The sequence below is a fragment of the Postechiella marina genome (genome assembly GCF_039538365.1).
In the GTDB taxonomy this organism is placed as follows: Bacteria; Bacteroidota; Bacteroidia; order Flavobacteriales; family Flavobacteriaceae; genus Postechiella; species Postechiella marina.
Map to the genome: position 1 here is coordinate 163,101 of NZ_BAABCA010000008.1, position 25,557 is coordinate 188,657.

The window sequence follows — 25,557 nt, forward strand, 5'->3', positions numbered from 1 at the left end:
TATAAAATGATTAAGATAAAAAATATATTAAGTGGTTTAATGTTGGTTTTTACAATATTGGGTTTTTCTCAAAAAGCTAAAAAACCAAACATTATTGTCATTTTAGCAGATGATATTAGTGCAAGAGAAATTCCTATTTATAAATCTAACACATGGAGTTTGCCAACAGGAGGAGATACACAAGAAGAAAAGTATAGGGCTTACACGCCAGTTTTAAATAAAATAGCAAAAGAGGGTTTATATATAAAAACAGCTTGGGCTGCGGTTGTGTGTTCGCCTAGTAGAGCTATGATGATGACAGGGCGTTATGCGCATTTACATAAATGGTGGGGAAACAAAACCACAGGTAAATACACTAATGAAGAAGGAAAACTAGTAACATATCCTTTTTACGAAAGTTCTCCGTTAGGAATTGCAGAAGTTGCTAAACAAGCAGGCTATGCATCTATTTGGGCTGGGAAATCGCAAATGCGTAATCCAAACCTCGAAAAATATGGCTTTGATGAAGGTGTTTTTACACCAGGCGAATCTACAAGAGGAGATATAAACCCGTACACAGATTTTAAAGTTGAGTTGAAAAAAGTAGATGGGAAAAAGCAGGTTATTAATAACGATACAGGAGAAAAATCTACAACATATCCGCAATCTGGATGGTATTGGAAACCTCATGTTATGTTAATGAATCATCCATCTGCTAAAAAACAATTTGAATGGTGGCCAAACACTAAAAAATCTAAAAAAGAGTTTGGATTAAATACCTATGGGCCAGATGTAGAATTGGATTTTATTTTCGATTTTATGGAGCGTAAAACTAAAGCAAACAAACCCTTTTTTGTTTATCATACCACGCATTTGGGGCATGATGCTTTTGATTTTTTTAACCCAAAAACTAAAACGAAATGGCCTGGAACACCAAAGGTTGAATGGAAAAATGGGAAATATGTAAGAACACAACCCAATATAACAGGAGATAAAGGTGTGTATAATACACATGGTACGGTAACTGCACCAGGAATTCACAACCATATTAATTATTTAGATTATCAAATGTCTTTGTATTTAAAGAAGTTAAAAGATTTAAAAATTGATAAAAATACCGTTGTTATTTTTTGCGCAGATAACGGTACAAGTGGTTATGGTAAAAATAGTGCAGAGTCTCAAAAAGGAACGCATGTACCATTTATTGTCTATGCTCCCGGATTAGGATTAACTAAAAAAGGCGAACAAGATGTGTTGGTAAACTTAGCAGATGTATTACCTACCATTGCAGATATTGGAGGAGTTACTATACCTAAAGATTACGAAATTAATGGAGTAAGCTTGTGGCCTTTTTTAACCACTAAACAAAAAGAACATAGAAAGTGGATTTATGCATACAAAGATGGGCAACAAATTATTAGAAGTAAAAATGTTTTAAAAGATGGGTTTGATAAATGGTACGATGTAAGTAATACACCATTAAATTTAATTTCGTATTCAAAAATTCAAGATTGGAGTGGCGTTTCTAAACATCTAAAAGATGAAAAGCTAATGCTAAAAAATATATTACCTCAATTTAATACATTTAAAACAGAGCGTCATGGTCCTTTAACAGAAAAAAACAGAAAACAATTAGAAAAACAAGAGGCTTTAAAAAAAGCGAAAAAGGATGCGTTAAAAGCAAAACAAAAAGGGAAAAAGAAAAAAACTAAAAAGAAAGAATAACATTAAAATATAAGCTAAATTGAAAAGAATCTGTAACGAAAGTTACAGGTTTTTTTGGTTTGGAGAAACCGGAACCGTTTCCGAAGTATAAAAAAAATAGCATTAAATTTAAGTATGATGAATAAAATAATATTATTACTATTTCTAGTTACCTTCTCGATGGTGGCACAGAAAACAAAAAAGCCAAATATAATTGTCATTTTAGCAGATGATATTAGTGCGCGCGAATTCCCAATATACAATTCAGATACTTGGAGTTCTGCTAAAGGGAATAAAGACTCTCAAGATTTAAAACTAAGAGCCCATACGCCTATGTTAAATAAACTAGCAAAAGAAGGAATGTATGTAAAAACAGCATGGGCCTCTGTAGTTTGTTCGCCAAGTAGAGCCATGTTAATGACGGGGAGATATCCACATTTACACAAATGGTGGGGAAACAACACCATAGGACAATATACAGACGAAGATGGTAATTTAGGAACCTACCCTTTGTTTGCAAGTTCTCCTTTATCTATTGGTCATGTAGCTAAAAAAGGTGGTTATGCTACTATGTGGTCTGGTAAAAGCCAAATGCGAAATAGAAATTTGCAGAAGTTTGGATTTGACGAAGGTGTCTTTACTCCAGGAGAATCAGACATTACAGAGTTGGGAGAAAACCCGTATTCAAACTTTACTATAAAGTTAAAGAAAGTGAATGGAAAAAAGGAATTATACAATCAAGATACAGGTAAGCCTTTAGGGTATCCGTATTATGCTTCTTCAAGCTGGTATTGGAAACCTCATGTTATGTTAATGAATCATCCGTCTTCAAAAAAACAATTCGAATGGTGGCCTAATACCAAAGAATCTAAAAAAGAATATGGAGTAAATACCTATGGACCAGATGTAGAATTGGATTTTATTTTTGATTTTATGGAAAGGAAAGTAAAAGACGAACAACCATTTTTTGTATATCATACTACGCATTTAGGTCATGCTGCTATGAATTATTTAAATCCAGAAGAGCACGAATATAAATGGATTGAAACACCAAAAATTACTTGGAAAAATGGAGGATATATTAAAACAAAACCAAATATTACAGGTGCAAAAGGGGTGTATAATACTCATGGTACTTTATCTGCTAGCGGAATTCACAGTCATGTAAATTATTTAGACTACCAAATATGGTTGTATTTAAAAAAGCTAAAAACGCTTAATATAGACGATAATACTTTGATTATTTTTTGTGCCGATAATGGTTCTAGTAAATATGGTAAAAATAGTCCAGATTCTCAAAAAGGAACTCATGTACCATTTATGGTTTATGGTCCAGGATTTAATTTTACAAAAAAAGGCGAACAGGATGTATTGGTAAATCTGTCTGATATTTTACCAACAGTAGCAGAAATAGGAGGTGTTGAAATACCAAAAGATTATGAAATTAATGGAGAGAGTTTAATGCCTTTTTTAACAACAAAAAAGAAAACACATAGGGATTGGGTGTATGGTTATAAAGATAATTTGCAGCTAATTCGAGGAGCCAAAGTTTTAAAAGACGGTTTAAATAAATGGTATGATGTAAGAGAGTATCCTTTAGATTTAATAAGCTTTCCAGAAATTAAAAATTGGGATAATGTACCAAAAGACCTAGTAGAAGAACGCGATGCTTTAAACCTTATACTTCCAAAGTATAATACCTTCAAAAATAATCAGCATGGGCCACTTAAAGAGGTTCATAAAAGAGAACTTAAAGCTTTACAAGAAAAGAAAAAGGCAAAAAAAGAAGCTACAAAAAATAAAAAAATGAATAAGAAGGAAAAGTAATTCTGTTTGTTTTAGATAAATATGCTTTACATTAGTTTTTTATTTTAAACTGTTTGTAATGGGAAAGTTAACACCATCAGTATGCATAGATGCTGTTTTTGAAGGAAAATCATTTGAAGAAGCTTGTGAAATTGTTAGTCAAAGTGGAATTAATAGTATAGAGTTTTGGGGATGGTGGGATAAAAATTTAGAAGAATTGGTTAAGTTTCAAACTAAAAATAATTTGAAAATTTCGGCATGTTGTACCAAGTTTGTAAGTCTAGTCGATTCTAACTCAAGAGCATTATATTTAAAAGGATTAGAAGAGTCTATTAAAGCTGCTAAAATATTAAATACCAATATTTTAATATCTCAAGTAGGTAATTTTATTTTGGATGTGCCAAGAGAAGAGCAATATCAATCTTTAGTAGAAGGTTTAAAAGCTGCAGCACCTTTATTAGAGCAGTCTGGTATTACTTTGGTTATCGAGCCATTAAACGAATTAATAGATCATGCAGGTTATTTTTTAGTAAAAAGCGACGAGGCTTTTAAAATAATAGAAGCGGTAAATAGCCCAAATATTAAAGTGGTTTTCGATATTTATCATCAACAAATAAGCGAAGGGCAACTTATTAAAAACATAGTTGCTAATATAGATAAAATAGGTCATTTTCATGCTGCAGGAAACCCTGGGCGTAACGAGTTGCAACATGGCGAAATTAATTATAAAGAAGTATTTAAAGCAATTACAAAAACTAAATACAATGGGTATGTTGGATTGGAGTATTGGCCATTAAATAAAACAAATCCAGAAATAGCATTGCAAGAAGTTGCTACATGGTTAGATTAATTAAAGAGCATTAAAAAAATCTACTATTTTACTTTTTTCTGGAGCTTGGTGGTATCTGTCATACCATCAATAATAATTTTTGGATTTTGGTATAGGTAAATAGAGCTTGTTCCGGTAGCATTAATAGTAAGGTTTTTTATAACCTCTAAATAAGCATCACTCGATGTGTTTGCTGTAATACTGCAAGTGTCAATAGTAAAATTTCTACCATTAAATAATGTGTTATCATCCAGTTCTATATTTGCAGTATCGCAATTACCTTCTATATCAGCATCACTTTTATCTTTTAAAGCAGCATAAAGTTTAGGTGTATTTATTAAAGCTTCTATTTTGCTGTTGCCTTGTAAATTTACAGCACAACTATCTGCTGTAAGGTTAAGTTTTACCTTAGATTTTTCGGCGCCTTTAAATTCGAAATATTCAGACTTTAGAGTTAAAGCTACTCTAGACGATCCGTTAGTTTTTAACGTGCCATTAATCATTTCTATAGGGGTAAGGCTATTTAACTCGGCTTTATCTGTTGTATGTATATGTTGTAAATAATCATCATAAATAACCTTAATGCTAAGTTGTTTTTTTGATGTTATCTTTTTAGTTTTATTAAAATATAGTACGCTATCTTTTACAATAAACTCTATAAATTCATGTAAGTTCTCATCGGTTTCTATTTCTACCGATGGTATTTTGTTGTAAATAATATCTACTTCAAAATCTTCGTCTAGCGCTATGGTGTGAAAAGAACTAACTTCTGTATTAACTAAAGAAACTATTCTGTTTCCTTTTATTTTATCAGGGTTTTGAGCATATAAGTTATAAAACACTAATACACATGATATAATTGTGATAAGCGATTTTTTCATTTTTTGTAATGGATTAAATTATTAGGGTTACAGTAATTAGACACAGCGTGTGGTAATACGTCACTAATACAATTAAAAGGGTTTTTGTAAAACAAATATAAAGCAAAAACCATCCAAAACTTTAAAATTTAGTTTTGAATGGTTTAAATGTTTGGTTGTTATAAATTTTTTATTTCTTTTTCACACTGCCAGAAGAGCTGTTATTTTTATCAACCTTTATAGGATTGCCATAATATTTTATATCGCCTCCACTAGAAGCTTGAGCTACCAATTCTTTAGATGTGTTTACCACAATGTCTGCACCGCTAGAAGCTTTTACTTGGCTAGATTGGGCTTTTAAATTACCTGCATTAATATCGCTACCACTGCTAGCTTGCGCTATAAGCTTTTCTGTTTGTCCAGACAAACGTAAATCGCTTCCGCTAGACGATTTACAGTTAATAACAGAAGCGTTAACCTCTAACTCCATGTCGCTACCACTCGATGTACTCAACTCTAAATGGTTGGCATTTATAACCTTATTAGCATACACATCGCTGCCACTAGAAGACGAAATTTTAGATATGTTTTTAAAGTTTACAATTACTTTTTTTGATGTTGCCCTACCTATGTTTTTGCTTGTGTGTATTTTTAATACACCATTTACTACCTCTGTAATTATTAGTTCGTGCAAATTGTTGTCTGCCTCTACAATAATGTTTTCGTTGTGGCTTTGGTTTAAATATACATCAAGTCCTTCGCTAGCTTTAATAGCATTAAACGTATTTGTTACGCCTCTGTTTTCTTTGGTAACATTACCGTTACCAGCTACACCAGTATTTAGATTAAAATCAAAATTGCAAGAGCATAGCATTAAGCTTAAAAGTGTTGTTACTATAATTTTGGTTAGTGTTGTCATGATTGTTTGTTTTTTGATTGATGATTTTTAATTATAGAGCAAATATCTAATTAAATGTTATTGATGAGTAACTTAAATAACCGACCTGTTATTTTTTAATGACGAAATGTAATTAATCGGTTTCTATGTTAATACCATTAGCATCAATATTTACTTTAACATCTTCTGCTTTAGCTTTTAAACCGTTGTTATCTATCTTTAAACTAGTGTCATCAGCTTTAATTTCAATACCATCTTCGTTTATTTTAACTTTTGGAGTGTTCACTTTTAGTTCAAAATCGTTTTCATCATCTTCAATAGGGCAATTTAAGCACTCAATATCATCTTCTAAAATTTTAATATAACGGTTGGCGTATTTCTGTTGTACAATATTTCCGCTTTTAGAATAGTAGTTTAAGTAAGATTTTGTGTTTTTATAAAAGTTTGCTATTATGCCTTCTGGCAAGTTTAGGTAAACAATAATTTCTTGATCGCTAAATTTGTTGTCTACACTAGTAGTTAGGTAAGAGTCTAGTAAAAGTTCATTTCTATTAATTTGGTAACTATAATTAATGTTTTTTGCACGTTCTCTAGCTTTATCATGGTCTCTACCGTCTGCGCTTTTTTCTATACTTATACTACCAATGGTGTCTGTGGTAGACTTAACAATAATTCTAACATCCGATCTGTATATGGACTTATTACCATTATCATCTTTAATAACTTTAAAAGAGTCTCGGTGTCCATATTTATTTTTTCTATACAAATCGCTGCCTATCATTTTTATTTTTAAGGTATCGTTTTTTGTAATATAAAGTTCGTTTTTCTCTACAACAGACTCGTTAAAAGCGTGCTCGCTAGCTTGCCTTATACCTATAATAAATAAACCAATAATAGACATAATCCAAAGACCGAATAGGCTATACTTGGCAATGTTACCAATAGATTTTAAATTGTTAATAAGTATTTTAAGACCTAAGTAAAAAATAAAAAACAAAGGAATACCAGCGGTAAGAAAAGCAAGTAACGATACTAACCAAACTGGAGTGTTGCCAGAATTAACAACATCAATCATATCTAAACCAGGTATGTGAATAAAGTTAACTGCACCAACAGAAAACAAACCAACTATTAATGCTATAAGCGAAGTGGCACCTACCAAAATGAGTATAACACCAATAAACTTGGCAAATACCTTAAAGAAGAACATAATAATGTTTCCAATAGTATCAAAAAAACCTTTTGAAGTCGATTTTATTTTATTGCCTTGTTTTTCAAAATCTACATGTTTTACAGCGTCAGATACCGAACTGCTTACATTTTTTGCTACATCGCCAACGGTTTCTGTTACGGTTTCAAACCCGTCTTTAATTTTTTTTTCAATGTTACTAATGTTAACAGGAGCTCCTGTCATCATTATTTTTTCGGCAGTTGTTTTGGCTTCGGGCACTAAAATCCAAAGTAAAATATATAAAAGAATACCTGTACCTGCTCCAAAAATTAAAAGTACCCAAGCCAAACGAATCCATATAGTGTCTATGCCAAAGTAATGTGCCAAACCAGAAGATACACCACCAATGTACGAGTTGTCTGTGTCTCTAAATAATTTTTTGTTAGTACTGCTTTTTTTAGAATAGCTAGGTGTAGGTTCGTCCTCAAAAATTTCGTCGTCTACAAGATAGTCTTCCGGTTGCCCCATAATGGTAATAACAGCATCAACTTCTTTAATGCTAATTACTTGCCTGTCGTTTTTAACACGTTCGTTAAAAAGCTCAGCAATACGCGCTTCAATATCTGCAATAATTTCAGATCGTCCTTGAGAATCTGTAAACGAACGTTTTATAGCCTCAAGATAGCGTTGTAATTTTAAGTATGCATCTTCATCTATATGAAAAAATATACCAGCTAAATTTATGTTTACAGTTTTATTCATTGTCCTTATTTTTTTGGCTTGTTACTATGTTTACAGCGTTTTGTAGTTCGCTCCAGGTAATGGTTAATTCGTTTAAAAAAAGTTTTCCTGTTTCTGTTAATCCGTAATATTTTCGCGGCGGACCCGAGGTAGATTCTTCCCACCTGTAATTTAAAAGTCCAGCATTTTTTAATCTAGTAAGTAAAGGGTAAATAGTGCCTTCAACCACCAGCAATTTTGCGTTTTTTAATGTGTCTAAAATCTCTGCAACGTAAGCATCATCGTCTTTTAAAACCGATAATATGCAGTATTCTAGAACACCTTTACGCATTTGTGCTTTTGTGTTTTCTATCTTCATTTGTTGTCTTTAATTTTTTTAGAAGTAAAATGTTAAGTGCATTAAACTCTATATTTAAATATTTAGTCTAGTGTGCAACTTGCCTCATTCGGTCTTCTTTTTATTAGTTAAACTGTTCATTTTTTGATTGATTTGATGATTGTTATGATGAAATTATTCTCTGTAATATTTTGGCGTTACCACAAGGGTCGCGCTTTCGGCAGTCGCTTTTTTGTGTTGCATATGTGCAACAACACAAAAAGAGCTTCAACAAAGCCTCAATCCCTAACGCAAGGTCCTTCTAAGCATTTATGTATGGTAATAAAAAACATAATTATTTTATAAAATTTATAGTAAACGGGTAATTATACATCTCGCCATCTCTAGCCTTTAAACTTGCTATAACTATTAAAGCCAGTTCTATTATAAAAGCAAGAACCGCAATAACACCTAGGCCACCACCTATATAAAGTAGAGGAGAGGGCTTGTCTAACGAAATATGAAAATTATGAAAGCCATTAAAATCTATAAAATCAAAACTTCCTATAATTTTGAAAATAAAAAACGGAACTGCCAATGTGCCTAAAACTATAGCGTAAAGCAACATGCTTATTTGAAAATTAATAGCTTGCTTACCATGTGCATCTATAAACTCAGATTTATCTTTATTACTAACCCATAAAATAATAGGTCCAATAAAATTACCTAACGGAATTATAAACCTACTAAAAGTAGATAAATGGATAAAAGTTGCAATGTTTTTTTGGTGTGTATTCAGTATCATTTTTAAAACATATAATAGTTTCTTATGCAAATATATGTCTAAAAGAAGGTACTTTGCAACGCATAGTACTGTAATTTAACATAAAATTAACATTTATAAATGCAATTTTATTTCATAACTTAGTGAAATATTTAAAAAATAATTATGAGTATAACTCCCAGAAAACTAAATAGTTTCACCATTTTTAAACTGCCATCTGCTTTCTTGTGTGGCGTAAGAACAAAATTTATTGATAGCAAAAAATGTATTGTAACGGTAAAACACCGTTGGATAAATCAAAACCCTTTTAATTCCATGTTTTGGGCTGTGCAAGGTATGGCAGCCGAATTTTCTACAGGAGCTTTAATGATAAGTAAAATACAAGCATCTGGTAAACGCATCTCTATGTTGGTAACATCAAACAAAGCTGTATTTACTAAAAAGGCTACAGGTCGTATAACATTTACATGTCATGATGGCGAGCTTATAGATGCTGCCATAGAGAAAGCCATAGAAACAGGAGAAGGGCAAACCCTCTGGATGAAATCTATAGGCGTTAATCAAGATGGTGTAGAAGTGTCTACTTTCGATTTTGAGTGGAGTTTAAAAGTAAAACAAAGCAAAAAATAAATAATTAAAAAATAGTGTAACAAAACATAAAGCACTCCAACTTATAGTCATCAATCAATAAAAAAAATATAAAATGACAGCACACGAAATAGATTATAGAATTTATGGAGAAGAAATGCAATATGTAGAAATAGAACTAGACCCACAAGAAGGCGTAATTGCAGAAGCGGGAAGTTTTATGATGATGGACGATGGCATTAAAATGGAAACCATTTTTGGAGATGGTTCTCAAAAAGATACCGGTTTTTTAGGTAAAATATTGGGGGCAGGAAAACGTATACTTACTGGAGAAAGTTTGTTTATGACTGCCTTTTATAACGATCTTGTTGGTAAACGTAACGTATCGTTTGCATCGCCTTATCCAGGAAAAATTATACCTATAGACTTGTCTGTGTTTAGTGGTAAATTTATTTGTCAAAAAGACGCTTTTCTTTGTGCTGCAAAAGGCGTAAGTGTAGGTGTAGAATTTTCAAGAAAATTAGGTCGCGGTTTATTTGGTGGCGAAGGTTTTATAATGCAAAAATTAGAAGGCGATGGTATGGCATTTGTTCATGCAGGTGGTACTATGGCAAAAAAAGAATTGCTAGCAGGAGAAACTTTAAGAGTAGATACTGGTTGCATTGTAGGTTTCGATCATACAATAAACTACGATATTGAATTTGTTGGAGGTATTAAAAACACCGTGTTTGGTGGCGAAGGGTTGTTTTTTGCTAAATTACAAGGTCCAGGTACTGTTTTTATTCAATCTTTACCATTTAGTAGGTTGGCAGGTCGTGTACTAGCATCGGCATCTAGAGCAGGTGGTAAAAGTAAAGGCGAAGGTAGCGTGCTAGGAGGTTTAGGAGACTTGTTAGATGGTGATAATAGTTTTTAAATAGCAACAAATTTTATAAAACAAAGCCCTATTTATTTTATAATTAGGGCTTTTGTTTTATTTACATAGTAATTAATACTTTATAAATTTAGCAGCTTGTTTAATATTGTTGCTAGATTTTATATTAATAATGTATAGACCATTGCTAAATGAAGCCATGTTAATTTTATTAGACTCTAAGTTGCTTTTGTCTAGTATTTCTTGTCCAAGCGTATTGTAAATTTTTAATGCTTTAATGTCGTTTAAATTTTCAAAATCGTTTAAAATTAAGTTTTTAGTTTTACTGTCGTAATAAATTAAAGCCAATTTATCTTCGTTATCGTTAGTGTCTAGAGTATTATCTTCTTGAAAAACTATAGAAAATCTATTTTCATACCTTTTATTGCTTAAAATTAAATTTGCTGTACCCGATTTTAAATTGTGATACACATTGGTTTCATTATCTTTTAAATAAATATTTATATCTACAGGAATGTTTTCCATGTTGTTTATAGAAAACTTATAAAGACCTTCATCTGTTGCTTTAATAGTTATAGGTAATTCGTCTTCTATATTAATATTAGGTAATGCTTGAATAAGTAAATTTTCATCGTTAGCAACCCAATAGGTATCGTTTCTCTTTTCTTCATATAATTTGGCATCGTATCCGTTATCGTATGCTGTAGTAGCATAATCGCTATCGTATCCTAAACCAATAACAGTTTTTAACTCATTTGGATCTACAAAAGCGAACCAAACCTTTGGTCTTAGGTCTACTTTGCTAGCAGCTACCTTATTCTTTTTACTTCCAGATTTATAGTAAATAGACTCGTTAGCAGATTCTTTTGCAAAAGCTCTTTGCTGGTTATTAAAATTAAGGTTTCCGTCACTTGTAATAGATAAGAAAAAACCTTGACCAACAGCTACATTATTGGTAGGTCTAGCTTTAGATGCGCTACCTTGTCCGCTAATTAATCCTGCGCTAGCAGTAGCCTCTAAAGACATCATTAAATTATAAGAGGCGTAACCACCTTCGTAATCTGCCAAGTAATGGCTGTTGTTAGACTCAAAATGTTCCCAGAAATATAGAGTGCCATCTATAACAGATAGGTTGTTTCGTATAAACTCATCTGCGTTTAAAGCAGAAGGATATGGGTTTCCGGTTAAAATATCGTTACCCGCAGTAACAGTTAAACTGTAATTACCATCGTTTGGTGTGCCTTTAAAAACATATTCTTGGCCAGTGCCAGAAGCCCCAGAACCTTTCATGGTGTAACCAATTCCTGGTGCTATATTGCTTGTGGTTGTTAAGCTTTTCCATTGCCAATAATCGTCAGATACTCCATTAAATTCGTAAAGCCACCTATTGCTTAAAGTAATAGGAGTTGTGCTTGCATCTGCATTATAACTGCTAGTAAAATTTATAGCACCATTGGCATCTTCTAAATTTCCAATTTGCCAAAACCCATTTGTGTTTACTGGCGAACTCCAATAATTATAGTTAAAGTTGTTGGATGTGCCTTGTTGTCTTTTTCTTAAGTAACCGCTTCCAGAATTAGTGCTAGTATTTGTATGATTTTGTATAAGTTGTGCTTCTCCTAATAAATCGATAATACCGTTAATAACAACTTTGTCTTCAACTTCTAGTAAATAGCCATCTTCAACAAATAAAGACGCTCCTGGTTCAACTTCTATTTCTCTAACATGTGCATCGGTATTTAAAACAGCTGTTGTGCCTGTTTTAACTAGTAATTTTAGGCAAGAATCGAACGTGCTTGGTGCCTCTGAAGATCCAGAACCATTAAAAAAGGTAGATCCATCCCAAACAATTTGGTTGGTGTATTTAAGCGTAAAGTAGTCATTGTCATTAAACCTAACGTCATTTACACTAGCGGTTGTGCCAGAAATACTTAAATCGTAAACAGCTCTTGGTGACGAAAAATCTGAATCGTTATCTAGTACCAATTGTAAAGAACAAAATAGACCTTGTGGAACAGCCATTCTACTTAAATCAAAAGAAACAGACACACTGCCTAAATCGTTAGTTTTACTAACACGCCATGTAGAAACTAATTGTTCTTTATAGTTAGTTGTCGTATTTGTATTGGTGTAATCTGGTGTTTTTGTGTTTTCTCCCCAAAATAAATAATCGCCACTATTAAGGTTGGAAGGCGTATTAATACGAACAACCCCAGAACCTTGAGAGTCTGTATGGCTAGAGCCATCTCTAGCTTGGCCTATACCAGCTACATTATGATCGAAGTTTCCGTTAGCTGCATCATCTTCATTGTATAAATTATTTGCACTTAAATTAATATTGTATTTAGCCGATAAATAATTAGACACAATAATTCTTTGCGCCTCATTTATATATGTGTTAAATAAAATAACTTCAGAGAAATCGCCTTGATGTGCTTGGTTTGCTGCATAATTACCATTAACTCGATCTTGCTCTGCAGCAAGTGCTAATGTGCCATTTGGTGTTATAGAAGTTCCGTTTTTAAAAGCGTTGGAGTATGCGCTATTGCCATTTTGAGACAAGGTTGTGTTACCTCCATTACTTGTCCATCTAAACCCTATAATATTCCAAGCATTAGTATTTGCAGCTATTCCAGATCTTAAATTATTTCTATCTCTGTACATCGTTACATTACTACTGTTAAATATTAAAAAGTCGTTATTATGAAAAGAAGATGCATAAGATAAAACACCGTCGCTTCTGTCTGCGTTTCGGTTTACATAAAACCCAGAGATAGCTCTAGTAGGAAAGTTTCTGAAATTTGTTTTAATTAATCGTCTGTTTGTGTTTTCAAAACGTACAACATCATAACCATTTAATATGTTTTTTTTAATTATTGGTTGTCTAATGGCATCATTTTGAGATAGATTAGAATCATGACCAGATAAATCAGGCCAATTAGAAAAAGCAGCATTATCTGCTTCTGTTATAGCGTCTGGGTTTGTCCATAAAACTAGGTTCGAAGATCCGTTTGTTTGTCCAACACCACCAGGACCTGTTTGAGAGTTAACATTAAAAAATAAGGTTAAGGAGGCTATAATTAGTAATAATTTAGGGGAGGTCATATTTTTTTAATTTTAGGGAGTGCTATAATACTTATCTTACTTTTTAGACACAAAAGCTAAGGAAAAGTCACAATTGTATAGTGTAATAGTTTTGATTTTGAGAGGTTTATATGTAAAAACATTTTGTAGAAAGAGAGAGTTAGAGCTTACTTTAAGTTTTTTTTTATGTTAATTTTCTCTAAAAAAAAGTAATTTGTCCTTTTTTTTAGTAATTTTAAGCGTTAATAAAAAAACTTTTTGCTTATACTACAAATCTACTTTTTTATTTTAATAAACCAAACCCTATAATAATATTATGGCAAGAGCAATGCTTGAGTATACAAAAACTGTACTTAATAAAGTTAGTTTTGATACGTCACTGTTCTGCAAAGAAGTGCAAAAGGCAATAAGTCGATTATTACCTTACGAGATAGAAGAACTTAAAATATTTATTCTAACTCTAGTACAGCAGAAACCCGAATTAAATCAATGTTTAATTTATTTAAAGGAATAACCAAAACGAGCAACCCAAAGGTTGCTCGTTTTTTATAAAGGACTAGAAAACAATATTATTATAGTTTTAAATTCTGAATTATGGGCGTTTTTATTTATTAAGTTCTCTATATTTACAATTATTTTATAAATACTGTTGAGAAACTTTTTTTTAGTCATATTATTTCTTGCCTTTGCGGTAAAACCCTTGTATAATCTTTGTTATTTGGCATATTACCAAATTAATATAGATTATATAACACAGAATTTTTGCGAAAATAAAGACAAGATAGAGCTTGCCTGTAATGGAAAATGTCATTTGTCTAAGCAACTTCAAGCAGAAACCACATCCAACAACAATTCTAAAACGATTCAAATATTCACAGAGTATTTTTTTCCTGTATTCTATCAGAACAATTCAGAATTCAAATTAAAGCAACAATTACTTCAATTAAATAAAAATGTAAAGTCTGTTTATAACAAACGATATGCATTTAATTATAATTCTTTTCATTTTAGACCTCCCATTGTATAGTAGATTTTCTATATAAATAGTGGCAAAACTTTGCCAATTAGCATCAAAATCAATAAACAAATTAACATTCATATTTTTAAATGTGGTGACCACAGTTTTGTGCGTGCCTCTATGAGTGTGTTCAATAAAAAATAAAATGAAAATTGTAAAATTAACTTTAGCCTTATTATTAAGTATTTCAATAGTATCTTGTTCGTCTGATAATGACGATGATGTAGATTTAACAGGTCAAACCGGTAGCGTTGTTTTAAAATTTGATAATAGTGTAGGCGACTTAGACTTTGCTTTTAATACGTCTTTTGATAGAGCAAATGGAGAATCTTTTAAACTAGAAACTTTAAAATACATTGTTAGTAATGTACGTGTAAAAGATAGTGAGGGTAATATATTTATGTACCCAACTGCATCAAATGTTTTTATAATAAATGAAGCAAAGAGTAATAATGCTGGCGAAATTTGGGTTACTCTAGATGGTATTGATGCAGCAGATTATACAGAGATAACTTTTGGTATTGGTATAGACCAAGAGCGTTATGCATTAGGAGCAGATGGACAAGGAGATTTTTTAGCAGAAGCTGAAGCAGAAGGTATGTTATGGTCTTGGGCAACAGGTTTTAAATTTATGAGATTTGACGGTACTTACTCTTCAAGTACAGTTACAGATGAAGGACTAAATATGCATATGGGAAGCGTTGGTTCTTCGCTAGATAATTATAAAGAAGTAACTTTAACGTTTCCAAATACCATACTAGTTAGAGAAGATAAAACACCAGAAGTGCATATTAAAGCAGATATTGCTGAGGCTTTTGATGGTGTAACTGCAGTTAATTTTGACGATGGTTATAATCAAGTACATGTAGACGAAACAGAAACAGGAGTTATTGCTACAAATTTAACGGGCATGTTTATGGTACACCATGTGCATAACAATTAATACAATTTAATAAAACAGCTTAAAAGTAGCACCTTGTTAATGGCTTATACTTTTTTGGCTGTTTTTGATATTTATATCAATTTTAAATGAAAAATATATTTTTTTTATTTTTTGCAATCAGTTTTATCTCATGTTCTAATTCTTCCGAAGATGAACTTTATACTCCAATCCCGCTAGAGGTTAATGTACCTTCTAATTTTCCAGAAATGGTTTATAATTTAGATAATAATCCTGTTACAGAAGCAGGTTTCGAGTTAGGAAAAGCCCTTTTTTACGAGGGTAAATTATCTGCTAATAATGCTATACCATGTGCCTTTTGCCACGAACAAGCATTTGCTTTTACGCACCACGAACATACTGTTAGCCATGGGCTAGATGGCGGTATTGGTACACGTAATGCACAGCCTATGCAAAATTTAGCATATCAATCAGAATTTATGTGGGATGGTGCAGCAACACATCTCGATTTTCAACCTATTATTCCTTTAACTAGTGAGGTAGAAATGGGAGAGACGCTTAGTAATGTTATTACTAAATTAAGCGAAACCGACTATTATAAAAAACAGTTTGCTAAAGCTTTTGAAAACGGAGCGATTAATAGTGAAAACATGTTAAAAGCGCTTTCTCAATTTATGGTAATGATGGTGTCTTCGAATTCTAAATACGATAAATATGTGCGAAATGAAGACGGAGTGACGCTAACAGATATAGAGCTAGATGGTTTAACAACCTTTAATCAAAAATGTGCTTCTTGTCATGCAACCGATTTATTTACAGACCAAAGTTATAGAAACAACGGTTTGTCTATAAACCCTAAGTTTAACGATAAAGGCAGGTTTAATATATTCGAAAACCCAGAAGATTTATACAAGTTTAAGGTGCCTAGTTTAAGAAATATCGAAAAATCGAATCCTTATATGCATGATGGCAGAGTAGCAACACTCGAGGCAGTTTTAGATTTTTACGATTCTGGTATGGTAGATAATGGTAATGTAGATCCGGTTTTTAGAAGAGACGACGGAACTTTAGGTATTACGCTATCAGACTACGAAAAAGAAAGTATTATAGCTTTATTAAAAACATTAACGGATAATGAATTTTTAAACGATGAAAGGTTTGCAGAGTTTTAAAAAAAGTGCCTTGTTGGTAATAATTTTGGTTTTACCATTGTTAACGACTAATGCTCACGAAAAGCATAAATTATGCGATTTAGGCATACACCACAAAGATCCTTATAGCGTAATGTGCGATTTATGTGGCTGCTCTACCAGTAGTGGAAGTTTTGGCTTTGGAACGTTGAGTAATGCTAATTTTATTGGTTTGCGTTACATTTATCAAAACTTTGAATCTAAAGATGGTATTTTTGCCAATTCTCCAGTAAGTAAAGAAACCTTTAACACTTATCAATTATGGGCGCAATTACCTATAAACGAGTCGTTTTATGTTAGTGCGAATTTACCTTATCAAGATTTAAAACGAAAGCGGGAACAAACTACAGAGCATTTAAAAGGTGTAGGAGACGCTAGTGTAATAGGTTGGTATAAATTACAGTTTTATAAAAAAGAAAAAGATTCTTTAACGTATAATTTAAAACGCGAACCATCTGGACATTCTTTACAGTTTGGTATTGGAGCCAAATTACCTACCGGCGAATTTGAAGAGGCTTTAACAAATAATGTAAATCCAGGTTTTCAGGTGGGTACCGGTAGTTTTGATGGTGTTTTTTCTATGGGATATAATTACGGAACTAATAAGTTTGGCGTAAATACTTTAATAACGTATTATGTAAAAGGGGAAAATAAAAATGATTATCAATTTGGTAATCAGTTTAGCTATTCTGCTAATTTTTTTACTTCGTTTTCTAGAGAAAAATACAATATAATGCCATTTGTAGGCATATCTGGCGATACTTACAATAGTATTAAGCAATATGGAGAAACACTAGCAGATACAGACGGAAACATTCTTAATAGCACCATTGGGTCTGAGTTGGCTTTAGAAAAATTTATTTTTGGTATTAATTATACACTGCCAATTTCTCAAGATTTATTTGGAGGTAATGTGGAGTCTAAAAATAGATTATCACTTTATGTAAATTTTGCTCTGTAATAAGAAGCAAAATTTACATAAAAACGATAATTATATCTGTTGTTTTAAAATGAATTTTATTTAGGCAACGGACTAATAATTTTTACATTCTGAAAAGCAATGGCACCTCTTATAATACCAGAAATTATACCTTGCATAGCCTCTATAATTTGCATTTTAAGTTCGCTTTTGTTGTAAATAATACTTACTTCTCGTGCAGGACTAGGCTCTGTAAAGTAGTGTAAATTCTTTTTTGCTTTATCGTTTAAGTCTAGAGTATGTAAATACGGTAGTAGTGTCATACCTAAACCTTCGTCAGATAGTTTTATTAAAGTTTCTATACTTCCGCTTTCTAATTGAAAAGAGTCGTCTGTATGCGATTTAAATACCTTACATAGGTTAATAATACCGTCTCTAAAACAATGCCCGTCTTCGAGCAAAAGCATATCGTCTATTTCTAAGTCGCTAACTTCAATATTTTGTTTTTTACTTAACCTATGGCTTTCTGGAATGTAAGCTACAAATGGTTCAAAGTATAAAACACGCTCTTTTATATTTTCGTTCTCTAGTGGTGTAGCAGCAATAGCAGCATCTAAATGTCCTTCGCTTAGTCTTTTTATAATTTCTTCGGTGGTTAACTCTTCTATTTTTAGTTTTATTTTAGGGTATTTCTTTATAAATGCTTTTAAAAACATAGGTAATAATGTTGGCATTACCGTTGGAATTATACCTAATTTAAACTCGCCACCAATAAAACCTTTTTGTTGGTCTACAATGTCTTGAATTCTATTCGATTCGTTTACAATGTTTTTTGCTTGAGTAACTATTTTTTTACCAACATCTGTAAGCTCAATAGGTTTTTTACTTCTATCAAAAATTTGAATGTCTAACTGGTCTTCTAATTTCTGAATTTGCATACTTAACGTAGGCTGGGTTACAAAACATTTCTCTGCTGCTTTAGTAAAGTTTTGGTTTTCGGCAACAGCTAAAACGTAGTATAGTTGTGTAATAGTCATGGTTATCAATTTTGGTTATAAAAATATAAAAACTATCAATAAAACTTATAATAAAAAAGCCTTTTTTATCAACTAATTTTGTGGTGTACAAAAAAAACATATAGAGATGAAACTAAATACAATAGGTTTAGAGACTACAAAAACAAAAGAATTAGCAGAAGATTTAAATCATTTATTAGCTAACTTTCAGATATATTACCAGAATTTAAGAGGCATACATTGGAATATTAAAGGAAAGCGTTTTTTCGATTTGCATGTAAAGTTTGAAGAGTTATATACCGATGCAAATTTAAAAGTAGATGAGATTGCCGAGCGTATTTTAACATTAGGCGATACACCCTTACATACTTTTGAAGATTATACAGCAAAAGCAGAGGTGCCTGTAGGAAAAAATATTTCGCAAGACGATAAGGCTGTTAGGTTAATTGTGGATTCTTTAGCACAACTTTTAAAATTAGAAAGAGTTTTATTAGAAAAAGCAGGAGATGCAGGAGATGAAGGGACTTTAGCTATGATAAGCGGGTTTATTAGTGAGCAAGAAAAAACAGTTTGGATGATGAAAGCTTGGTTAGACGAAACAGTTTAATATGGTTGATTAATAGTTGGAAAGAGACTTTCATAATTTAGGTTTGAAGGTCTTTTTTTATACATATAACTTTCTAAAAATTAAAGTTTAACCATGTAATTATAGCAATCCTCTAGATTTTATTTCAAGATATTTATTAATTGTATCGATGGTTAAATTTTCTGGAGTGGTTAGAATAGAATAAATACCGTATTTTTTTAGTTCGTTAACAATTAATCGTTTTTCGAATGTAAATTTTTCTGCAATAATCTTATCGTAAACATCTTGCACAGTTTCTGCTTTATTATTTATTAAAAGGTCTAATTCTGTGTTTTTAAAGAAAATAACAACCAATAAATGGCTTTTGGCAATGGCTTTTAAATAGGGTAATTGTCTGTTTAATCCGTCTAAAGTTTCAAAATTAGTATACATTAAAATAAGGCTTCTATGTGTAATATGCCTTTTAATATTGCCATAAAGTCTACTAAAGTCGCTTTCAAAAAAATCGGTTTTAACATTGTAAAGCGATTCTAGAATCATTTGCATTTGCGAGCTTCTTCGTTCTGCAATTACTACATTTTCTATGCGCTTAGAAAACGAAAGCATGCCTGCTTTGTCATGTTTTTTTAAAACTACGTTACTAATTACTAAGGTAGCATTAATAGCATAATCTAAAAGGCTTAAACCGTTAAAAGGCATTTTCATTATTCTGCCTTTATCTATTATAGAGTAAACAGGCTGCGATTTTTCGTCTTGAAATTGATTAACCATTAATTGGTTGCGCTTTGCAGTTGCTTTCCAATTTATTGTTCGTAAATCGTCGCCTAAAACATAATCTTTAATTTGTTCAAACTCCATAGAATGGCCTAAACGTCGCACTTTTTTAAGGCCATATTCCAATGAGTTTTTATTAATATTTAAGAGTTCGAATTTTTTTAATTGCTTAAAGCTAGGGTAGGTTGGTACCATAGCGCCATCTGCAAATTTATAACGTTTGGCAACAATATTTAAAACGGATGATGCATAAATGTTTAAGCTTCCAAAGTAATATTCGCCACGTTGTGTTGGTTTTAAATAATAGGTTGTGTTTTTTGTTTTTCGGGAAGCAATAGAATCGTTTATTTTAAAATCTCTTACCTGAAACTGTTCTGGTATTTCGTCAATAATTTCAAGTTTAATTAAAATGGGGGAGTTGTTGCTTATGTTTAACTCTATAAGGTTTTTATCGCCATTAGAAAATTTATCGGGTAAAATTCGGCTTGCTTCAATTTTATTCTTTCCAATAAAAATGATAAGAATATCTAAAAATAAAAGAAGAATAAGCACTAAAATGGAGAGTTGAGCAACGTTAAATAGTATAGGTATAAAATAACTTATAGCAAATAGAACCACAATGCCAATGCCTGCATAAAAAAAACGAGGTTGTATGTAAAAGGGTTTAAAAAATTTCAAATTGCTTAGTTAAAATTAAAAAATATTTTACTTGTAATTACCTAGGTATTTCTACCGTTTCTATAATTTGTTTTATAATTTGTTTGCTAGAAACGCCTTCCATTTCGCGTTCTGGCGTAACAATAACTCTGTGATGTAATACAGGAATAGCTGCTCGTTTAATATCTTCGGGGGTTACAAAATCGCGACCAGACATAGCTGCAAATGCTTTACTAGATTTTAGTATAGCTATAGATGCTCTTGGCGATGCACCTAAATATAAAAACTGATTATTTCTGGTGGCTACAATAAGTTCTGCTATATATTTAATCAAGTGTTTTTCTACTAGTATTTTAGCTACTATATCTTGATACTTTACTATTTGCGCTCCAGTTAAAAAAGGCGTAATACTATCAAATTTAGCTTTGTCTTTTAATTCGTGCTCACGAGATAGTATTTCTATTTCTTCTTCTAGATTAGGATAGTCTACATCTATTTTAAATAGAAAGCGGTCTAATTGTGCTTCGGGTAGTCTATAAGTTCCTTCTTGTTCTACTGGGTTTTGCGTAGCTAAAACTATAAAAGGAGAGTCTAATTTAAATTTATTACCATCAATAGTAATTTGTTGTTCTTCCATAACCTCAAATAAAGCAGCTTGGGTTTTGGCTGGTGCTCTATTAATTTCGTCTATAAGAATCATATTCGAGAAAATAGGACCTTTTTTAAATTCGAATTCAGAATCTTTCAAGTTAAAAACCGATGTTCCTAAAATATCACTAGGCATTAAATCTGGAGTAAATTGAATTCGGCTAAACCCTACACTTAAAGACTTGGCTAGTAATTTTGCAGTTACCGTTTTTGCCACACCAGGTACTCCTTCTATAAGCGAATGTCCTTTAGCTAAAAGCGATGCTATAAGCATGTCTACCATATCTTTTTGTCCAACAATTACTTTGCCTACTTCTTGTTTTATTTTTTGAACACTTTGCTGAAGCTCAGATAAATCTAGCCTGTTTTCAAACTCTAGGTTATTTGTGTTTTCGTCTAAAGCACTACTGTCTATAGATGCAACAATGTCTGTTTTTGGTAAAAAATCTTGAGGGTCTTTTTGTTCTTTATTTTCGTCCATAATTAGTTTGAATAAAAAGCTTCAATATGCTTATTTAATGTTATTAAATGGTTTTCAAAAAGCTCGTCTTTGTTTTGTAAAGCATTTATATAGTTAATTATCTTTTTAATATCGTCTTTCTTTTTGCCAGTTTTTAAGGCTAATTTAGTTATAAAGTCATCGTTTAAAACAGAAGTGTCTAAATTAAAATCGATTCTAATTTTTTCTAAAAAGTACGTTATTTTTTTAGTAATTAAATTTTTATAATCTTTTGTTTCAATGTATAAATTAGATATTGTTTTAACAAAAGCAATGGTTGTGTTTTGTAGTGGTTTTATTATTTTAATAATGCGTTGCCTACGCTTGGCGTTAAAAATCATAAATAAAATACCAAAAATAATAGCAGTAAACCAAGCCCATTTAAAAGATATTTGGTCTAGAAACCAGCCCAAGTTTGATTCTTTTTCTACATCGCCATTGTAACCCGTTCTTATTTTTACATACGAGTCGTAATACACATTATTGTCTGGTAAATAAGAAATTAATCCTTCGGTATATTTATATCTGTCGTCTTTTAAAATATTGTAATTAGTAAAAGCTTTAGGCTCGAGGTGCAATAAAATTTTTCCTTCTCCAAAAGGAACCTCAATAAAGTTTACGTGTTTGTAATCTATTTTAGAGTAGCCTAGTACCTTATGGTTTATGGTGTCGAAATACGAAAAATAATTATCGCCACTATTTTTATCTATAGTTATTTCATCAATATTTAAATGTTTTAAATATTGATAAGAGATGCTATCTTTCTGGTTTTCAATATACTTTGTGTCTATCCCTAAAGTGTCGTGAATTTTTTGATGAAAATAATAATCAGAAATAAAAAGCGTATTCCCATTATCTACAAAATCTAACAATTCATCAACCGACTCGTCTTCTAAATAATCAGAGTTTCCAATAATAATATAACTGCCTTGTGCAACATGTTCGCCATAGCCATCTTTAGAGTTGGCACTTAAATAACTGGATGGTTGGTGAAAAACAGTTCTTATTTTTCTGTCTTTAAAAAGGCGTGGTAATTCTTTGTAAAAAATACTAACACCATAAGGTTTGTTACTACGCTCGTCAAAAGACTCTTCCCAATCTACCGTTTTAGTACGTTTTACACCAATAACAACAGATGCTGTAACAATAATAGCAGCAATAACAAAAATTAAAGGCAGTACTTTTTTCATTATTTAAGCAAATTTAAAAGGGTTGTAAAATTACTTTTTGCTTTAGTGTATTGGTTTATGTTTACCGGAAATTTACCATACCAAACGTAGTTGTATAAATATTGTGCATAAGCAAATTTACTGCCAAAAGGTTTGTTACTAACCTCGTCTAAATATTCTGCATTTGTTTTATCGTCTTCAAATTTTATATAGTTTTTTAAGCTTAAGGTTTTTAGTGTTAAAAGGTAATGGTACCTTACAGCAAGCCTATAGTCTTGCTCGTTTTCGGCATTTTTTATTAAGGTATGTATGTCTGCTTGCTCTATGTTTTCGGCAGTTATTTCGTCAAAATTGTTAACTTTTTTATTTCTACTAGATGTAAACAAACCGCTACCGCCTTCGTTAAAAAGAATATAAACTAAGTAAAATACAGCAGCAGCTAGCGCCATATAAAATAGCCAAGCAAATGGCCCAAAATTAATACTTAAATCGTCTTGATTATTTTTCTCTTTTTGCTTTACTTTTTCGTTTTTATAATCGGCATACTCGCCTTTTCCAACTTCGGTTTTACCTATTATTTTTTCACCTTCATAATTGTATTTTCTACTTGAATATCTGCTTTTAAAATCTTCATCAAACTGGCGTATTTTATCAAGGTTGTCGTTTACAGTTAAGGCATAAGTAAAGGTCTGACTGGTAAAAGTCAAAACGAATATTAAAATAATATGTTTTAGGTTTAATATCAAGTAACAGGAAGACTTAAAGTAGGGTTTTGGGTAATTTCTTTTTGTATTTTAAAAGGGTAAATTAAATAATAGTAACTAATAATACTAAGTGTAATTAATATAATACTAACAGACAACCAATGCGGCATTATGTTAGAGTATCGCGTAATAAAACCTTCTAAAAAACCAGCTAAAAATGTAAAAGGGAAGGTGCTAATTAAAATTTTAATACCAGTTTTAGCACCAAATTTAAACGATGTATATCTAGAGTGTGTTTCTGGAAACAAAATACTAGCGCCTAAAATTAAGCCAGCAGCAGCCTCTATAACAATAGCAAAAATTTCCATAGAGCCATGTATCCATATACCACGAACACTTTCCCAAAACACACCTTTATCGTAAAAAAAGTATTGAAAAGAACCTAGCATTATACAGTTTTTAAACATAATCCATAGCGTACCAATACCTCCAAAAACACCTAATACAAAAGCAATAATACCCACGCGCAAGTTATTAATGGTAATACCTATAAAACTCCCCCAATTACTTCCGTTTTTATAAACTGCAACAGGATCGCCTTTTTCTATATTTTCTAGAGACATGTTAACATAATTATCGCCTAAAACAGAACGCACAAACTCACCATCGTTAGCTGCAGAAATAACACCAATAAAAGTGAAAGTAAAAAAGATAATAAAGGCAATGTAAATGTATTTTCTATAGGTATAACAAATTAAAGGAACTTCGGTTTTCCAAAAACTAATAATCCTATTAGTATCCTCGCGTTTGGTTTTATATATTTTCTGAAAAGCCTTGGCAGCCAACTGGTTTAAGTACGTAATAACCTTACTTTTGGGGTAATAAGTTTGTGCGTAAGCTAAGTCGTTTATTAATTGAATATATTGCGAAGCAAGCTCATCAGGATCTTCAAAGTCATTATTAAACACAGCTTTTTCAAAACTTAGCCATTTTTCCTTATTTTGCTTGATGAATGAAACTTCCCTCATATATTTGCTAAAATAAAATATAAAATGTCAGAGTTACAAATTAACACGACCCAAAATGTAAAAATAAAATTTAACCCCGCAGGCGCAGGAGAACGTTTATTGGCATTTATTCTAGATACAGCCATAAAAATAGGCTATTTATTGTTTTTAAACCTAAGTTTTGGGGCTTTCGATAACATGGACCAATGGTCGCAAATAGCCATAAACACCGTGTTAAGTTTTCCGGTAATGTTCTATTCTTTGGTGCAAGAATCTTTTTTGCAAGGGCAAACCATAGGTAAACGCATATTAAAAATTAGAGTTGTAAAAATAGATGGCTATCAAGCAGCATTTTCAGACTATGCAGTGCGTTGGTTTTTTAGAGTAGTAGATGTCTATATCTTTGGCTTAGGCTTTTTTGTTATGCTCTTTAATAATAAAACACAACGTCTAGGCGATATAGCAGCAGGAACTGCAGTAATTGGCTTAAAAGACAGTGTAAATATGGGTCATACCATTCTAGAAAATCTAAACGAAAACTATAAACCAAGTTATCCAAACGTTATAAAACTATCAGATAACGATGCTAGAATAATTAAAGATACCTTTATAGCAGCAAAGGCATCAAACGATTATGTAACCATGAAAAAACTTAAAAACAAGCTTGTAGAAGTGGTGGGTATAAAAGAAATAAAACAACAAACCGATCGCGAATTTATAGACGTTATAATGAAAGATTATAACTATTACACCCAAGATATGTAAACAAAAAGCAATACAAAGCTTAATAAGAATTTACAATAAAACATATTAAAATTTAAAGTAATTTTGCGCT

Annotated in this window: 24 protein-coding genes; 12 read left to right on the plus strand and 12 right to left on the minus strand. The window is 31.6% G+C overall.

Translation table 11 applies throughout. The features are described 5' to 3' along the window. Positions 1–6: 6 nt before the first annotated feature. The 3 genes from ABD715_RS17280 to ABD715_RS17290 all read left to right on the plus strand — a co-directional run bounded on the left by ABD715_RS17280 (position 7) and on the right by ABD715_RS17290 (position 4,339). Complete coding sequence (locus tag ABD715_RS17280; protein ID WP_344789595.1) at positions 7–1,704, plus strand: sulfatase-like hydrolase/transferase; 1,698 nt, start codon at positions 7–9, stop codon at positions 1,702–1,704. Positions 1,705–1,818: 114 nt separating this feature from the next. After that, positions 1,819–3,510, plus strand: a complete 1,692-nt coding sequence (locus tag ABD715_RS17285; RefSeq protein WP_344789596.1) for a sulfatase-like hydrolase/transferase — start codon at positions 1,819–1,821, stop codon at positions 3,508–3,510. A 58-nt stretch (positions 3,511–3,568) separates the two neighbouring features. Next, a complete protein-coding gene (locus ABD715_RS17290; protein ID WP_344789597.1) occupies positions 3,569–4,339 on the plus strand; it encodes a TIM barrel protein in 771 nt (256 codons plus the stop codon). Positions 4,340–4,362: 23 nt separating this feature from the next. On the opposite strand, the gene ABD715_RS17295 is transcribed toward ABD715_RS17290, so the two are convergent. The 5 genes from ABD715_RS17295 to ABD715_RS17315 form a co-directional block, all read right to left on the minus strand. Beyond that, complete coding sequence (locus ABD715_RS17295) at positions 4,363–5,199, minus strand: GIN domain-containing protein (RefSeq protein ID WP_344789598.1); 837 nt, start codon at positions 5,197–5,199, stop codon at positions 4,363–4,365. A gap of 169 nt (positions 5,200–5,368) precedes the next feature. After that, complete coding sequence (locus tag ABD715_RS17300; protein ID WP_344789599.1) at positions 5,369–6,097, minus strand: head GIN domain-containing protein; 729 nt, start codon at positions 6,095–6,097, stop codon at positions 5,369–5,371. Positions 6,098–6,209: 112 nt separating this feature from the next. After that, positions 6,210–8,009: a PspC domain-containing protein gene (locus ABD715_RS17305; protein WP_344789600.1), complete on the minus strand. Its 1,800-nt coding sequence runs from the start codon at positions 8,007–8,009 to the stop codon at positions 6,210–6,212. Next, positions 8,002–8,346, minus strand: a complete 345-nt coding sequence (locus ABD715_RS17310; RefSeq protein ID WP_344789601.1) for a PadR family transcriptional regulator — start codon at positions 8,344–8,346, stop codon at positions 8,002–8,004. Before ABD715_RS17310 ends, ABD715_RS17305 begins: the two co-directional genes overlap by 8 nt. A gap of 313 nt (positions 8,347–8,659) precedes the next feature. After that, positions 8,660–9,109, minus strand: a complete 450-nt coding sequence (locus ABD715_RS17315; RefSeq protein WP_344789602.1) for a DUF4870 domain-containing protein — start codon at positions 9,107–9,109, stop codon at positions 8,660–8,662. 144 nt (positions 9,110–9,253) lie between these two features. Here ABD715_RS17315 and ABD715_RS17320 point away from each other — a divergent pair, with 144 nt between their 5' ends. Both ABD715_RS17320 and ABD715_RS17325 read left to right on the plus strand, forming a co-directional pair. After that, positions 9,254–9,718, plus strand: a complete 465-nt coding sequence (locus tag ABD715_RS17320) for a DUF4442 domain-containing protein (protein WP_344789603.1) — start codon at positions 9,254–9,256, stop codon at positions 9,716–9,718. A gap of 73 nt (positions 9,719–9,791) precedes the next feature. Further along, positions 9,792–10,592, plus strand: a complete 801-nt coding sequence (locus ABD715_RS17325) for a TIGR00266 family protein (RefSeq protein ID WP_344789604.1) — start codon at positions 9,792–9,794, stop codon at positions 10,590–10,592. Between the two features lie 72 nt (positions 10,593–10,664). Here the strand turns inward: ABD715_RS17325 and ABD715_RS17330 are convergent, their stop codons facing one another. Continuing rightward, positions 10,665–13,655: a DUF8202 domain-containing protein gene (locus ABD715_RS17330; RefSeq protein ID WP_344789605.1), complete on the minus strand. Its 2,991-nt coding sequence runs from the start codon at positions 13,653–13,655 to the stop codon at positions 10,665–10,667. Between the two features lie 295 nt (positions 13,656–13,950). On the opposite strand from ABD715_RS17330, the gene ABD715_RS17335 reads away from it, so the two are divergent. The 5 genes from ABD715_RS17335 to ABD715_RS17355 all read left to right on the plus strand — a co-directional run bounded on the left by ABD715_RS17335 (position 13,951) and on the right by ABD715_RS17355 (position 17,704). Further along, positions 13,951–14,148, plus strand: coding sequence for a hypothetical protein (locus tag ABD715_RS17335; RefSeq protein WP_344789606.1), 198 nt, complete (start codon positions 13,951–13,953; stop codon positions 14,146–14,148). Positions 14,149–14,352: 204 nt separating this feature from the next. After that, a complete protein-coding gene (locus tag ABD715_RS17340; protein ID WP_344789607.1) occupies positions 14,353–14,661 on the plus strand; it encodes a hypothetical protein in 309 nt (102 codons plus the stop codon). Between the two features lie 136 nt (positions 14,662–14,797). Continuing rightward, a complete protein-coding gene (locus ABD715_RS17345; protein ID WP_344789608.1) occupies positions 14,798–15,595 on the plus strand; it encodes an MbnP family protein in 798 nt (265 codons plus the stop codon). Between the two features lie 86 nt (positions 15,596–15,681). Beyond that, positions 15,682–16,725, plus strand: a complete 1,044-nt coding sequence (locus ABD715_RS17350; RefSeq protein WP_344789609.1) for a cytochrome-c peroxidase — start codon at positions 15,682–15,684, stop codon at positions 16,723–16,725. 10 nt (positions 16,726–16,735) lie between these two features. Continuing rightward, the gene (locus ABD715_RS17355) at positions 16,736–17,704 is read left to right on the plus strand and encodes a transporter family protein (RefSeq protein ID WP_344789610.1); all 969 of its coding nucleotides are present in this window, start codon (positions 16,736–16,738) and stop codon (positions 17,702–17,704) included. A gap of 56 nt (positions 17,705–17,760) precedes the next feature. Here the strand turns inward: ABD715_RS17355 and ABD715_RS17360 are convergent, their stop codons facing one another. After that, a complete protein-coding gene (locus tag ABD715_RS17360) occupies positions 17,761–18,699 on the minus strand; it encodes a hydrogen peroxide-inducible genes activator (protein WP_344789611.1) in 939 nt (312 codons plus the stop codon). Positions 18,700–18,805: 106 nt separating this feature from the next. On the opposite strand from ABD715_RS17360, the gene ABD715_RS17365 reads away from it, so the two are divergent. After that, positions 18,806–19,285 carry a Dps family protein gene (locus ABD715_RS17365; RefSeq protein ID WP_344789612.1) on the plus strand — a complete coding sequence of 160 codons (480 nt, stop codon included), beginning with the start codon at positions 18,806–18,808 and terminating at the stop codon, positions 19,283–19,285. Positions 19,286–19,384: 99 nt separating this feature from the next. Here ABD715_RS17365 and ABD715_RS17370 read toward each other — a convergent pair whose 3' ends face one another. The 5 genes from ABD715_RS17370 to ABD715_RS17390 are packed head-to-tail and all read right to left on the minus strand — an operon-like array spanning position 19,385 to position 24,743. After that, positions 19,385–20,716: a DUF58 domain-containing protein gene (locus tag ABD715_RS17370; protein ID WP_344789613.1), complete on the minus strand. Its 1,332-nt coding sequence runs from the start codon at positions 20,714–20,716 to the stop codon at positions 19,385–19,387. Positions 20,717–20,753: 37 nt separating this feature from the next. Beyond that, positions 20,754–21,824, minus strand: a complete 1,071-nt coding sequence (locus ABD715_RS17375) for an AAA family ATPase (RefSeq protein WP_344789614.1) — start codon at positions 21,822–21,824, stop codon at positions 20,754–20,756. A 2-nt stretch (positions 21,825–21,826) separates the two neighbouring features. Next, positions 21,827–23,032 carry a DUF4350 domain-containing protein gene (locus ABD715_RS17380; protein ID WP_344789615.1) on the minus strand — a complete coding sequence of 402 codons (1,206 nt, stop codon included), beginning with the start codon at positions 23,030–23,032 and terminating at the stop codon, positions 21,827–21,829. Next, positions 23,032–23,718, minus strand: a complete 687-nt coding sequence (locus tag ABD715_RS17385; protein ID WP_344789616.1) for a hypothetical protein — start codon at positions 23,716–23,718, stop codon at positions 23,032–23,034. Before ABD715_RS17385 ends, ABD715_RS17380 begins: the two co-directional genes overlap by 1 nt. Positions 23,719–23,753: 35 nt before the next feature. Next, the gene (locus ABD715_RS17390; RefSeq protein ID WP_344789617.1) at positions 23,754–24,743 is read right to left on the minus strand and encodes a stage II sporulation protein M; all 990 of its coding nucleotides are present in this window, start codon (positions 24,741–24,743) and stop codon (positions 23,754–23,756) included. Positions 24,744–24,767: 24 nt separating this feature from the next. Here ABD715_RS17390 and ABD715_RS17395 point away from each other — a divergent pair, with 24 nt between their 5' ends. Continuing rightward, a complete protein-coding gene (locus tag ABD715_RS17395; protein WP_344789618.1) occupies positions 24,768–25,487 on the plus strand; it encodes an RDD family protein in 720 nt (239 codons plus the stop codon). Positions 25,488–25,557: the final 70 nt, after the last annotated feature.